The sequence below is a fragment of the Chloroflexota bacterium genome, assembly GCA_009840355.1.
Lineage (GTDB): Bacteria > Chloroflexota > Dehalococcoidia > Lucifugimonadales > JADFKI01 > Bin90.
This window is the reverse complement of record VXNZ01000012.1, coordinates 37,649-49,931: the sequence shown is the minus strand read 5'-3', so window position 1 is coordinate 49,931 and position 12,283 is coordinate 37,649. Positions and strand designations below refer to the sequence as shown.

General features: G+C 58.4%; 12 protein-coding genes. 3 read left to right on the top strand and 9 right to left on the bottom strand.

Features of this window, described 5'->3' with window-relative positions:
- The first annotated feature begins 25 nt into the window (after positions 1 to 25).
- Positions 26 to 331 carry a carboxymuconolactone decarboxylase family protein gene (locus F4X57_03065; GenBank protein ID MYC06149.1) on the top strand — a complete coding sequence of 102 codons (306 nt, stop codon included), beginning with the start codon at positions 26 to 28 and terminating at the stop codon, positions 329 to 331.
- Between the two features lie 20 nt (positions 332 to 351).
- On the opposite strand, the gene F4X57_03060 is transcribed toward F4X57_03065, so the two are convergent.
- The 3 genes from F4X57_03060 to queG all read right to left on the bottom strand — a co-directional run bounded on the left by F4X57_03060 (position 352) and on the right by queG (position 3,142).
- The gene (locus F4X57_03060) at positions 352 to 1,341 is read right to left on the bottom strand and encodes a D-glycerate dehydrogenase (GenBank protein ID MYC06148.1); all 990 of its coding nucleotides are present in this window, start codon (positions 1,339 to 1,341) and stop codon (positions 352 to 354) included.
- An 86-nt stretch (positions 1,342 to 1,427) separates the two neighbouring features.
- On the bottom strand, positions 1,428 to 1,964 hold the full coding sequence (locus tag F4X57_03055) for a DUF1643 domain-containing protein (GenBank protein ID MYC06147.1): 537 nt from the start codon (positions 1,962 to 1,964) through the stop codon (positions 1,428 to 1,430).
- A complete protein-coding gene (gene queG / locus F4X57_03050) occupies positions 1,961 to 3,142 on the bottom strand; it encodes a tRNA epoxyqueuosine(34) reductase QueG (GenBank protein MYC06146.1) in 1,182 nt (393 codons plus the stop codon). Before queG ends, F4X57_03055 begins: the two co-directional genes overlap by 4 nt.
- Positions 3,143 to 3,447: 305 nt before the next feature.
- Here queG and F4X57_03045 point away from each other — a divergent pair, with 305 nt between their 5' ends.
- A complete protein-coding gene (locus tag F4X57_03045) occupies positions 3,448 to 4,590 on the top strand; it encodes a GuaB3 family IMP dehydrogenase-related protein (protein ID MYC06145.1) in 1,143 nt (380 codons plus the stop codon).
- 161 nt (positions 4,591 to 4,751) lie between these two features.
- Here F4X57_03045 and prmC read toward each other — a convergent pair whose 3' ends face one another.
- Together prmC and prfA are read right to left on the bottom strand one after the other, a co-directional pair.
- Positions 4,752 to 5,645, bottom strand: a complete 894-nt coding sequence (gene prmC, locus F4X57_03040; protein ID MYC06144.1) for a peptide chain release factor N(5)-glutamine methyltransferase — start codon at positions 5,643 to 5,645, stop codon at positions 4,752 to 4,754.
- Complete coding sequence (prfA, locus tag F4X57_03035) at positions 5,645 to 6,712, bottom strand: peptide chain release factor 1 (protein ID MYC06143.1); 1,068 nt, start codon at positions 6,710 to 6,712, stop codon at positions 5,645 to 5,647. The genes prmC and prfA overlap by 1 nt, the downstream gene beginning before the upstream one ends.
- A 286-nt stretch (positions 6,713 to 6,998) precedes the next feature.
- On the opposite strand from prfA, the gene F4X57_03030 reads away from it, so the two are divergent.
- Entirely contained in the window at positions 6,999 to 7,892 is an 894-nt protein-coding gene (locus F4X57_03030) for a TIGR01777 family protein (protein ID MYC06142.1), read from the top strand.
- Between the two features lie 50 nt (positions 7,893 to 7,942).
- Here F4X57_03030 and F4X57_03025 read toward each other — a convergent pair whose 3' ends face one another.
- The 4 genes from F4X57_03025 to hisS all read right to left on the bottom strand — a co-directional run bounded on the left by F4X57_03025 (position 7,943) and on the right by hisS (position 12,177).
- Positions 7,943 to 9,070, bottom strand: a complete 1,128-nt coding sequence (locus F4X57_03025; GenBank protein ID MYC06141.1) for an acetoin utilization protein AcuC — start codon at positions 9,068 to 9,070, stop codon at positions 7,943 to 7,945.
- Between the two features lie 2 nt (positions 9,071 to 9,072).
- Positions 9,073 to 9,873 carry a hypothetical protein gene (locus F4X57_03020; GenBank protein MYC06140.1) on the bottom strand — a complete coding sequence of 267 codons (801 nt, stop codon included), beginning with the start codon at positions 9,871 to 9,873 and terminating at the stop codon, positions 9,073 to 9,075.
- 124 nt (positions 9,874 to 9,997) lie between these two features.
- On the bottom strand, positions 9,998 to 10,642 hold the full coding sequence (gene npdG / locus F4X57_03015) for an NADPH-dependent F420 reductase (protein ID MYC06139.1): 645 nt from the start codon (positions 10,640 to 10,642) through the stop codon (positions 9,998 to 10,000).
- Between the two features lie 170 nt (positions 10,643 to 10,812).
- Positions 10,813 to 12,177, bottom strand: a complete 1,365-nt coding sequence (hisS, locus tag F4X57_03010; protein MYC06138.1) for a histidine--tRNA ligase — start codon at positions 12,175 to 12,177, stop codon at positions 10,813 to 10,815.
- Between the last annotated feature and the right edge of the window lie 106 nt (positions 12,178 to 12,283).

Genomic DNA, 12,283 nt, shown 5'->3' with positions numbered 1-12,283 from the left:
GCTTTGAACCACAGGAGACACCGAAATGCAGCAGCAAGCACCCCCATACATGGCGGCACTACTCGCAAACGATCCCGAATTGGCGGAGGTTCTGACCACGAACCGCGAGTTCATCATCCAGGATGGCGCGCTGTCCGCGAAGACGAAGACGCTGATGACTATGCTGTGCGACGCGCTGCTGGCGCACGAAGACGGCGTGAAAGTCATCGCGGACCGCGCGCGCGGCATGGGTGCAACCGAAGCGGAAATCGCGGAGACCATTCGGGTCGCGTTCTGGATGGGCGGGCTGCCCGCACTCGTAACGGGCGTCAACGCATTCAGGGAAGACTAGGTTTCGCGCGATTCCTGCCGTTAGCCCATTGCTAGCGCGTCCGGATTAACGCAGCCAGGCATAGTCTCGCCCTTTATCGCGGCGATGATGTTATCCGCGGACATCTGCCCCATTCGGCGCACGGTCTGGCGGCTGGCGCTGGCTATGTGCGGTGTTACAAGCAGATTGTCTAGCGTTAGCAGCGGGTCGTTAAACGGGATTGGCTCCGGGTCGGTCACATCAATCGCTGCGCCTGCGATGACGCCGTTCGACAGCGCGTCGTACAAGTCGCGCGGGTTTACGGTGCGCCCGCGCGTTGTATTGATTAGGAATGCGGTGGATTGCATCAACTCTAGTTCGCGCCTGCCAATCATGTATTCGGTGTCCGGAGTAAGCGGCATGTGCAGGCTCACATAGTCCGACTCGCGCAGAACGGAATCCATATCGTCGCGCCACTCTGCGCCAAGTGCGGATTCCACGTCGGGCTTGCGCGTGCGGGAGTTATAGATGATGTGCATGTCGAACGCGCTCGCTCGCCGCGCGACTGCCGTGCCTATCAGACCCATGCCGATGATGCCAAGCGTCGCGCCGTGCACATCGGTGCCAAGGTAAGGAATCTGGTCGAATACCGTCCACTCCTTCGCGCGGATTTTACGTTCTCCGTATGCGATATTGCGCGCAAGTGACAGCATCAACCCGAAAGTAAAATCGGCGCAGGATTCGTGCAGCACACCGGGCGTATTGCCGATGAGAATGCCGTTGCGCGTGGCAGCCGGAATATCGATGTTATCCAGCCCGACGGCGCGGTTAGCCACAACCTTCAGCGTGGTGGCGGTATCCAGCAGCTCAGCGTCGATTATGTCGGTTACCTCGGTCAGCATGGCGTCGCATTCCTGCACCTTTTCGTGCAGCAATTCGCGCGGCGGCGGCGAATTCTGCTGCCACACTTCGACATCATAAATCCCATCAAGGTACGCGATCGCCTCCGGTATGATGTGGCTGCGCGTGATGAATATCTTTTCGCTGGGCATGTATCACCTATCGTTGTCTGCTGTCTGTTCTTTCAGGCTGGAATTGTTGTCATTCGTAATGTCCCTGACCTCTTTATGGGCGAAGGTTAGGATGGAGTGCCGTAAAATGCCCCGCCTTGCTGTTCACCGTTTCTATCGGCCTTTGCATGAGTGTACTGCACAGGCTTGGTGTCGGAGCGCAAGTATAGTGGATGCTTCGGCTCGCCGGTCTTGTTCAGTCCCAAATGATACGATGGCTTAGCGTCGAATGCCATGCGTCTGACCGCTTGCGACCTGTTCTTGTACGCGCCGTGATTTCCCCAAGCAAGCACGACCGCATCTGCTTCGTGCAGCGTGCCGCAAATCCATTCGTCGTTGTCCGTGCCGATAGGGTCGTCCGCTTGCCGCAGCGCCTTGACATAGGGCGTACGGAACGCAAACAGATTTACCACTTCCATCGTGCCGTATCCCCAGTCCCGAGCGAAGTTGATGCAGCGCGTAATTGTGCTGTCAGACTTTTTGGCGTCCGCCGTGGACGGGTTGAGCATAATGAACAGCAGGCGGCACGGCGTGTCGCTGATATGCCGCCCCAACAGGTAGCGGTATCGCCCGTCGTCCGAGAAATTCGCCCAGCCGTCAGTCATGATGCCTCGATTTCTTTGATTGCGAGGCGCAGTTCCGAGATCACGCCGCTGTCTGTTTCACTATCAATGGCGTCGTGTAGTGCGCGTCTTGCCTCATCGCCGCCGATGCGACCAAGCGCCCAGGCCGCGTGTTCGCGCACGACCTCGCTGTCGTGTTCGAGTGCGGCTGCGAGTGCTGGCACAGCTGCCTGGTCGCCGATATTGCCGAGCGCGACGCACACATTGCGCTGCAGTCCCACTCGCTTGGCGCGTTTTACCGGGCTGCGTCGAAAGCGCTCGCTGAATGCCGGCTGATCGAGCGCAAGTAGCGGTATGAGGGCCGGCGCGCTAAAGTCGTGCCGCTGCTGAAATGCCGGTTCAAGGCTGCCGATTGCCTTGCGGTTGACTGGGCAGACATCCTGGCATATGTCGCATCCGAATATCCAATCTCCGACCAGCGGACGCAGCTCGCGTGGTATCGCCCCGCGCAGTTCGATGGTCAAATATGAGATACAGCGCTTGTTGTCGATGACATACGGCGCGACGATTGCGCCTGTCGGGCAGGCGTCGATGCACATCATGCACGAGCCGCAGTTTTTCTTCAACGGCGCGTCCGGCTGCAAGTCGATGTCTGTGATGACCTGCGCCAGAAAAACCCAAGAACCGTGCGTTGGCGTCAGGATGTTCGTGTTTTTGCCAAACCAGCCGATGCCGGCGCGTGCCGCCGCCGCGCGGTCGTTCATCGGCCCATCGTCCACGAAGATACGCGTCTTGACCTCGCGAGCCGCGATCTCCGGCAGCTTTGCGGCAAACTCGCGCAGACGCTTCTTGATGACATCGTGGTAGTCGTCGCCCCAAGCATAGCGGGCTATCTTGCCGCGTGGCTGTTCATCGAGTGTGTCCGGCTCGCCGGTGTTGTAACTCAGCGCGAGCGATATGACAGACTTCGCGCCTTCGAGCAGTGCCTGCGGGCGGTTAGCACGGCGCACACGCTCTTCGGTGTACCAACTGAAGCCGTCCATGTGCCCGTCGCGGATGCGCTGTAAAGCTGCGGCTTCGTCGCGCGTGAAGGCATCGGCGGTCGTTACGCGCACGATGTCAAAGCCGCATTCGTAGCCCAGTTGCTTGATGTTAGCTTCTATGCCTACCTTGGTCGCGTGCAAGCAATCATCCCTTTCGCTGAATAAATCAACGGACATATCATTTCAAGGAATGATAAACATTCACTCCGTTATGTTGACCACCGTTGTTGCAGCATTATATCATCACGGTTACTATGAAACGCACCGCTCGCGAATATAGATTCGCATGGGAAAAGAGCGGCTGCGACGATTGCCACATGCGCTGTCCCATTCCGCCTTGTTGGGAGAAGGCTGAGACGGGGGAATCATCCTGACGCTTTCTACACCGCGCTCTTGCAGTCATATCGACGGCGCAAAAATCCTTGAATAGCCCATACTGCTTTGTTATATTCAGACAATACATCATTATTAGGGGGTGTATCTTGGCAACACCGCGCATCAAGGAATTACGACGGGTCTATGGATTCGATGAAGTCGCAATCGTACCCGGTGAGCTGACAATCAATCCTGAGCTGGTCAGCACCGATTTTCCGATTGACGGCATAACGCTGAGGACACCTGTGCTTGCCTCTGCAATGGACGCGGTCGGCTCCCCCAAGTTCGCGGGGAAGATGAGCGAGCTTGGCGGCATGGGCGTGATGAATCTGGAAGGCGTGCAGGCACGGTATGACGACCCGGATGAGATTCTCAACCAGATTGTCACCACACCGCAGGACGAGGTAACTGGCCTGCTGCAAAAGCTCTACTCCGCTCCAATACGGCACAACCTTGTGGGCGAGCGGGTGGAAGAGATGAAAGAAAACGGCGCTGTGTGCGCCGTTTCCGTTACCCCGGCGAAGACGAAAGAACTCGCGCCGGTCGCGGCGGAAGCCGGCGCGGACATGATTGTCGTGCAGTCCACCGTTACCACCGCGAGGCATATCTCCAACAGCGCGCGAGGGCTGCGTTTCCCGGAACTCTTGGAAATGCTGAACGTTCCTATGCTGGTTGGAAACTGCGTCGGCTACGATGTCGCGCTTGAGTTGATGGAAACCGGAATTCACGGCGTTTTAGTGGGCGTAGGCCCTGGTGCAGCTTGCACCACGCGCGAGGTTACGGGCGTGGGCGTGCCGCAGGTCAGCGCGACACTCGACTGCGCGGCAGCTAGGGACGAATACTACGAGCGCACGGGACGCTATGTGCCGATCGTAACGGACGGCGGCATACGAACCGGTGGCGACCTGTGCAAGGCATTCGCATGCGGCGCGGACGCAGTGATGCTGGGAACGCCGCTCGCTCAGGCAGAAGAGGCGCCGGGCAAGGGCTACAATTGGGGCATGGCGAACCCGCATCCCGCATTGCCGAGAGGCACGCGAGTTAAGGTGGGTATCAACGGCAGCCTCGAAGAAATCCTATACGGTCCCACATCCGTAACCGACGGCACGCAGAACTTGATGGGGGCGTTGCAAGTGTGCATGGGCATGATAGGCGCGCAAACAATCCAAGAAATGCACGAAGCCGAAGTCGTAGTCGCTCCATCCATCAAAACCGAAGGCAAGCACTACCAGCTAGGCCTCGACAGTTAGGCGCGATTGAAACAGTCCCTTCTCCTGAGGCGGATGTGAACACCTTGCGACGAAAGCCGACCTTCAGGAAGTGGAAAATCGACTGACTCGCACGCCTATAGCATCCTTGGCACTGCCGACGACCGTCATCGTCGCCTTACAGCGACTGTAGAAGTACTGGACTAAGTCCTGACTACAAGACAGCGCGGCAGACCAAGCAAATCATTGAGAACAGAAATATCGGCGCGGGGGAATTGCTCCCGCGCCGTTTTGTGTGCGGCGTCGGATTGCTCCGGCGAGATTTCGATTAGCGCACAACCGCCGGCGTTCAGTTTGGACGGCGCTTGTCGCAGCAGTCGGCGTATCACTTCCCTGCCGTCCTTACCGCCGTCGAGGGCTTGGCGCGGTTCGTGGCGCACTTCCGGCGACAGTCCTGCGATAAGGTCGCTTGAGATGTATGGCGGGTTCGAAACGATGATGTCAACGCTGTGCTGTAATGGCGCAAGCAAATCGCCTTGCAGCGGGCAAACGCGGTCAACCAATCCGTGCTTACGGCGATTTTGTTCCGCGACTGTGAGCGCATCGGAGGATGAATCTATGGCGAAGACTTGTGCATTCGGCAGGTGTGCCGCGAGCGCCACCGCGATCGCACCGCTGCCGGTGCCGACGTCCGCAATCGTGATAGATTCCGTGTCTAACGTCCGTGCATAGTCCAACGCCGCGTCAACGAGCAGCTCCGTCTCTTGTCGTGGTATCAGAACGGCTGAGTTTACGCTCAATTCCAAGCCGTAGAACTCACGGTGTCCGGTGATGTAGGCGAGCGGTTCGCCCGACAGTCTGTGACTCGTAATGGCTTGGACGTGATCAACGCTTGCAGGTTGCAGCGATTCGCTGAGCGAGGCGTAGAATTGCGCGCGGTCCCAGTTGAGCGCGTGGCGCACCAGCACTTCGGCTTCGAGGTTGCTGTCGGGGATGCCGTGCCGTTTGAGCGTCGCCGCGACTTGTACGGATGCTTGTCGCACTGTGCGCGGAGTATCGCAATGCTCTTGCCCTTGCTTTTGAGGCCGGGCTATCATCAGCCGCCGAATGCGAGCGCGTCCGCTTGCTCCTGCTGTATCAGCGCTTCGATGAACTCGTCGATATCGCCGTCAAGCACCTGCTCGAGATTGTAGCTGGACAGGTTGACGCGGTGGTCGGTTACGCGGCTCTGCGGGAAATTGTATGTGCGGACGCGCTGGGACCTATCGCCGCTGCCGACTTGCGCGCGCCGCGCCTCGGATATTTCTGCGTGCTGGCGTTCGATCTCACGCGCGAGCAGCCTAGAACGCAAGACCGCCATCGCCTTCTCGCGGTTCTTGAGCTGCGAGCGTTCGTCTTGACAGGTCGCTACTATACCCGTCGGCACATGTGTGATGCGGACAGCGGTCTCGACCTTCTGCACATTCTGCCCGCCATGTCCGCCGGCGCGGAATATGTCGATGTCCAAGTCGTCGGGCTTGATGTCGATGTCCACTTCTTCGGCTTCGGGCAGCACCGCCACCGTCGCCGCCGATGTGTGGATGCGCCCGCTCGACTCGGTAACCGGTACACGTTGCACACGATGCCCGCCGCTCTCGTGCTTGAGGCGGCTGTACGCGCCACTGCCCTTCAGCTCGAAGACAATCTCCTTGATCGCGCCAAGCCCGGTCTGGTTGACATCGATGACTTCGGTGCGCCAGCCGTTGCGCTGTGCGTAGCGCGTGTACATTCGATATAGGTCGGACGCGAACAAGCCTGCCTCGTCTCCGCCCGTGCCTGCGCGGATTTCAAGGATGACGTTCTTCTCGTCATTCGGATCCTTGGGGATAAGCTCAATGCGCAAGTCTGCCTCGATGCGTTCGATATTCGCCAACAGATCGGCTTCCTCTTCACGCGCCAAGCCAATCATATCCGTGTCAGACTCTTCGCGTAGCAGCAAGCGAACCTCGTCGAGCTGCGTCTGTACATCGCGGAACTCGCGCGAAAGCTCGACTATTGTGCGTATCGAGCCTTGCTCTTTGGCGAGCGTCTGAATGCGCGTGAAATCCACCGCCACTTCAGGATCCGCCATCAGGCTGTCTAGTTCATCATACCGCCGCTCGATAGCCTCAAGCCGCTCTTGCATCGTCATCGGTAAGTGCGCTCACTTGTAACTGCTGTCGTGTGCCAACCATCAATCTTCCATCAAGTATATCAGATGCGATGCCTATGACGAATGATGTCGGAATTCCGTTCAGGCTGCTGAATCACATCCTTGACCTTAACCCGCGCAGAACTTAATCTGAACACGGATAATTAGCATTATGAGCATGCTCTCCGGTGTCCTTTCCCGCTCAGGGGGAGGCCAGGACGGAGCCACATATCGGTTCAAATTCAGGTGGCAACACCATACGCGCACGAAAGAGGTTCAAATGAAAGTAGTCGTTGGCGGTTCATCGGGGCTGATTGGGGCGGCACTAGTGCGAAGGCTGCAATCTGACGGGCACGATGTGCTGAGACTGGTGCGGCGCGCGCCGACTGCGCCGGACGAAGCTGAGTGGGACCCCGTTGGCAGCAGCATCGACGCCGGCGCGCTTGCAGGCGTGGATGCGGTGGTGCATTTGGGCGGCGCGAGCATCACCGGGCAGCGCTGGGATGCAGCGTACAAACAAATGATACGCGACAGCCGCGTCAACAGCACGCGCTTGCTCAGCGAGACAATTGCGGGCTTTCATCCTAAGCCTAGCGTGTTCCTGTGCGCCTCCGCGCTTGGATTTTACGGCGACATGAAGGACGAAATAGCCACCGAGAACACGCCGAAAGGCAGGGGATTCCTCGCCGATGTAACCGCAGAATGGGAAGCAGCGACTGTTCCTGCCTCTGACGCGGGAATTCGCGTGTGCAACATGCGAATCGGCGTGGTGCTGAGCAAAGACGGCGACCTGCCGCGCAGGATGCTCGCTCCGTTCAAAATGGGACTTGGCGGCAAGCTGGGCAACGGTAAGCAGTACATGAGCTGGGTTCATATCGATGATGTGGTGGGCGGATTCGTGCAAGCGCTAGACATGCCATCGCTTGAAGGTCCGGTCAACCTGTCCGTGCCCAATGCCGCTACCAACCGCGAGTTCACTAAGGCGTTGGCGCGCGCAGTGAAGCGCCCAGCTATGTTCATAGTGCCCAAGTTCGCGCTGCGTATTGCGATGGGCGAGGCTGCGCAGTTCGCCACCGAATCGACGAGAATGTACCCGCTGAAGCTTTCGCAAAGCGGCTATCGATTCCGGTGGGAAGACATCGATCTGGCGCTGCGAGATATACTCCGCGACTAGGCGCTCAACAAAATGGTCCATAGCGAACAGTTGCGAGCACCGTAACTCAATCAGCGCAGCCCCAGCGCGCTGAACACCAGCCGTTGGACAGACTGTACGCCTGCCTCTGCGAACGTCCTGGCATCCCTAATCATGTCCGCTTGAAGGGGTGGCTCTTCCACATCGCGCAAAGTGGAAACGCCATACTGCGCGGCGTAATCTTGCGGGATGCCGGCAGGCAAGTTCTGCTCGGACATGACGGCGAGGTCCATCGCCCACGCCCTTGCTACGGCCTGCAAGTCGTAACCGCCGCCTCCGAGCGCGAGCCACTTGCGCGCGCCAAGCGATGCTAGTTCCTGAACTGCCGCCGCGTGTCCCTGCACGGACAGCGCGAGATGCGTTATCGGGTCGCGGAAGTGCGAGTCGATGCCCAATTGCGTTACTAGCACATCTGGACGGAATCGATGCAGCAGCGGCATCGCCACTTCGCGCAGCGCCCATAAGTACACTTCGTCGCTCGTGTACGGGTAGAGCGGCATATTCACGGAGTAGCCTCTGCCCCTGCCCGCGCCAATTTCCTGCGTATGCCCGGTGCCGGGGAACAGGAACGCGCCGGATTCGTGCAACGAAATGGTCATCACCGCGTCCGTGTCATAGAATGCGTGCTGTACGCCGTCGCCGTGATGGCAGTCGATGTCCACGTATGCGACTCGCAAGCCTTCCGCCAACAGCCGCTTGATGCCGATGACCGGGTCGTTGAACACGCAGAAGCCGTATGCGTATGACGGCATCGCATGGTGCAACCCACCGGATATGCTGAATGCCGCGTCCACTTCGTCCGAAAGCAGCATTTCGACCGCCGTCATCGTCGCGCCGGTGGATAGCGCGGACGCATCGTAGATGCCGCGGTACGCTGGATTGTCTCCTGGACCGAAGTTGAACTTGCGCTGATCAACGCTCACATCGCCGTTGTTCAGCCGTTGCACCGCATCAACATAGTCCGCGGAGTGATACCACCGGATTTCTTCGAGCAGCGCCTCACGTGGCGCGACGACCGATACATTAGGCGCGTCGAAGGCGTTGTAGGCTTGCAGCAATTCGTAGGTGTAGCGCAGGCGCGCCGGCTTCATCGGGTGTGTCTCACTCAGCGTGTGCCTCGAAAGTTCGTCAGCGTAAACGAATGCCGTTTTTCTCGCCATGCCTAATTCTCCACGACAGTCATTGAATCGCGCGAAAGGTCGAGGTGCATATCGGCATCCGCAATCGTAAATTGCTGTCCGGTCGCAGCGCTAATTTCGGCGAGTTCACGGCGCACTGCGTCTTCCCACGCAGGGTTGATGTGCGAGACGATTGTCTCAGGCAAACGCCCGTGAGTCGCGCGGAATCTGTCCAGTTCATCCTTCAGTATCTTGGGCGTTAGATGGCCTGCAGCCCGTGCGCCAACCGCATTTTCGTTGCCGAATGTAACTTCGGTGAGAAGCGCATCCGGCGCAACATGCTCCCATGCCTTCCACAAGCCCTTGCCCGTGTCTCCGGTGTAGAATAGCCGCATGCTGCCATCGTCAATCTGGAAACCAGCCGTAGGAACCGAGTGATATACGGGTACCGCTACGACGTCATAGCCAAGCACGCGGAACGGCTGGTAGAAATTGACCGTGTGCATCCGAAATGTCGGCGCATCTTCGCTTGGCGATTCTAGGAAATTGGGGAATAGCCTGCCGTTCATCAGCGTCTCTGTTACCGCGTCCACCGTGTCCTGTATGGCGTACACATCGATGGTAACGCCTTCGTTGCGAACTCCGATGCCCAACGGCAGCAAGTCTTTCACATGGTCGAAGTGCCGGTGCGACAGGATGATCGCGCGTATCCCGCATTGTTCGCCGTGCGTCAAAGAGCGCGTCAGCGAGCCGGCGTCGAGCGCAAGCACGTCGTCAACCAAATAACCCGACATCCGTGTCCGGCGGCTTTCCCCATTGTGGGCACCAAGCACTCTTAACTGCATGACTACTCCTTGCCTGATTTTCTCATCCCTTTTCCCTTTGAAGTGGAAGGTGAGGATGGGGTCGATTCGCTGTGTAACCGTCACTTTCGATGTATTGTCTGTCGTTTATGGATCGCAAATCGCGCTACACGCCAACAATCTTAATCATAGAGTGCGCCTTGTAGATGCGGTTGATGTTCAGCAGCAAGGCTGTAAGGTCTTCGCAGTATCGCGCGTTCATCAAGCCGCCGCCATCTATGCCACGCGCGCCCGTTATTGTTTCGGCGAGGGCAATGACCTTGCACTTGGCATCCGCGTCATTGGCGAATACTATGATGTCTGTGTCCAGTGGCCTGTCGGGTATAAGTAGCTCCTGTGCGCTCACATTGTGGAATGCCGCCGTGTGTATGGCATCCGGCACGATTTCCTGCGCTTCTAATGCCGCTGAACCTGCTTCGACCCTGACCGCGCTTGCGATACCCTTGTTGAACGCCAACGGCGCGACCACGTTGATGATGAGCTTGCCGGACAGTTCGCTTGTAAGCGATTCGAGCGTTGGCTTCTGCGCCGAATACGGCACGGCAATTACGACAATGTCCGATTGCGCCGCGACGTCCGAGTTTAATCCACCGTCGATTGAGATGGCCGGCGCAATCTCACGCACGCTGTCCGCCGCCGATTTCGCACGCTCCATATCCCGCGAGCCGATGAGAATGTCTTCGCCGGAAAGCGCGAACCGAAGCGCGAGTCCGCGTCCCTCAGGTCCCGTGCCGCCAATAAATCCAATCATTCGGGTTTTGCCTTTCTGTGGTGACAGTGTGTGATGCCGCGACTATTACTCAATGATACTTCTTTGGTAAGGGGCTGATCTGAATGCACACTTGTGGACAATTTCGGACCATCACCTCATCCTAATCTTCCTCAATCAAGTGGGAAGGGACTCTTCCGGGCGGCTCGTTTCTAACACTGCGTCAGATGGCGCGCGACTTCCTTCGGCAGGTCTGCGATGGCGACTGTGTATTCTTCGCCGGCGTCCATATCTCGGTACCTGACCTGTTCGCGCTCCAAATCTTCGGAAAGCGGAATTACGGCGAGCCTGAAGCCCTTGCGCGATGCGTACCGCAGTTGTCTGCCAAGCCGCGACTGCTCGAAGAAAATCTCGGTGTTTACGCTCTCCGCGCGCAACGCACTGGCGATTTCGATTGCGGCCGCTGTGAGGCTGGCATCCGGTGTGGTTACCAGCACCTGTGCGGCGGACGCGCTGCCGCCCTTCACGATGCCCGCCTGCAGCAGCTGCGAAAACAGCCGCGTCAGCCCGATGGATATGCCCACGCCGGGCAGCGTCTTGCGAATGAAGTAGCTGGCAAGGTCGTCGTACCGCCCGCCGGAGCAGATACTGCCCAAATGTGGGTGGTCGTCAAGCCGCGTCTCGTAGATTGTGCCGGTGTAGTAGTCCAGACCGCGCACGATTCCGATGTCGGCGGAGAAGTTGTCCTCTTCGATACCGAACGCCGCGGCATGCTCGAACACAGCCTTCAGCTCGTCCACGCCCTGCCGGTACAGATCGCCGCCCTCGAAAGAACTGAGCCTTTCCAGCACTTCAGCCGCGCCGCCACTCGTCTGCACAAGCGCTAAGATGTCGTCCGCAGCCGCCTTGCCGTCGGGCATACTATCTAGCGCCTGCAGCAGTGGTACGGTGCCCTGTCGGTCAATTTTATCCGCTTCGCGCAGTACGACGGCAGCATTGCCCGCGCCAAAGCCGAGATGTTCCAGGTAGCCGGTGAGTATCTTGCGATTGCTGATGCGTATCGTGAAATCGCCAATGTTCAGACTGTTGAACACATTGGATATTACGGCAGGGATTTCTGCGTCTGCCATCAGGCTAAGCTTGCCGTCGCCCACGATGTCGATGTCGCACTGTGTAAACTCGCGGAATCGACCGTGCTGCGGACGCTCGCCGCGCCAGACTTTCTGAATCTGGTAGCGGCGAAATGGGAAGACAAGCTCGTTGTTGTGCTGCGCCACATACCGCGCAAGAGGTACCGTCAAGTCGAAGTGCAGCGAGTAGTCGCGTCTTTCGTCGCCGGACTGCGCGTGCAGCCCGGTCAGGCTGTAAATTTGACGCTCGGTCTCTTCGCCGCCCTTGGCAGTCAGCACGGAATTGCGCTCGATGGCGGGCGTCTCAATGGGCGAAAAGCCAAACAGCTCGAACGACGCACGGATGCGGTCAAGCATATCCTGCTCGATCAGGCGCTCTGCGGGCGACCATTCCGGAAAGCCGCTAATCGGCGAGGGCGATACTCTGTCTATGCGGTCGGCACACATTGGCGATGATGCTCCTTGTCAAAAGAGGCGTTGTCAGTGCGACTTGCGAGAACGAATTGTACCACAGCGTGCAATGTGTGCTGAAATCTTTGCCCGCTTGACCTAT

Bases quoted from the DNA above. Each gene is read 5' to 3' on its own strand.
- F4X57_03020 (MYC06140.1), bottom strand. From the start codon at position 9,873: ATGCAGTTAAGAGTGCTTGGTGCCCACAATGGGGAAAGCCGCCGGACA.
- prmC (MYC06144.1), bottom strand. From the start codon at position 5,645: ATGATAGCCCGGCCTCAAAAGCAAGGGCAAGAGCATTGCGATACTCCG.
- F4X57_03030 (MYC06142.1), top strand. From the start codon at position 6,999: ATGAAAGTAGTCGTTGGCGGTTCATCGGGGCTGATTGGGGCGGCACTA.
- F4X57_03025 (MYC06141.1), bottom strand. From the start codon at position 9,070: ATGGCGAGAAAAACGGCATTCGTTTACGCTGACGAACTTTCGAGGCAC.
- npdG (MYC06139.1), bottom strand. From the start codon at position 10,642: ATGATTGGATTTATTGGCGGCACGGGACCTGAGGGACGCGGACTCGCG.
- F4X57_03060 (MYC06148.1), bottom strand. From the start codon at position 1,341: ATGCCCAGCGAAAAGATATTCATCACGCGCAGCCACATCATACCGGAG.
- queG (MYC06146.1), bottom strand. From the start codon at position 3,142: ATGTCCGTTGATTTATTCAGCGAAAGGGATGATTGCTTGCACGCGACC.
- hisS (MYC06138.1), bottom strand. From the start codon at position 12,177: ATGTGTGCCGACCGCATAGACAGAGTATCGCCCTCGCCGATTAGCGGC.
- prfA (MYC06143.1), bottom strand. From the start codon at position 6,712: ATGCAAGAGCGGCTTGAGGCTATCGAGCGGCGGTATGATGAACTAGAC.
- F4X57_03065 (MYC06149.1), top strand. From the start codon at position 26: ATGCAGCAGCAAGCACCCCCATACATGGCGGCACTACTCGCAAACGAT.
- F4X57_03055 (MYC06147.1), bottom strand. From the start codon at position 1,964: ATGACTGACGGCTGGGCGAATTTCTCGGACGACGGGCGATACCGCTAC.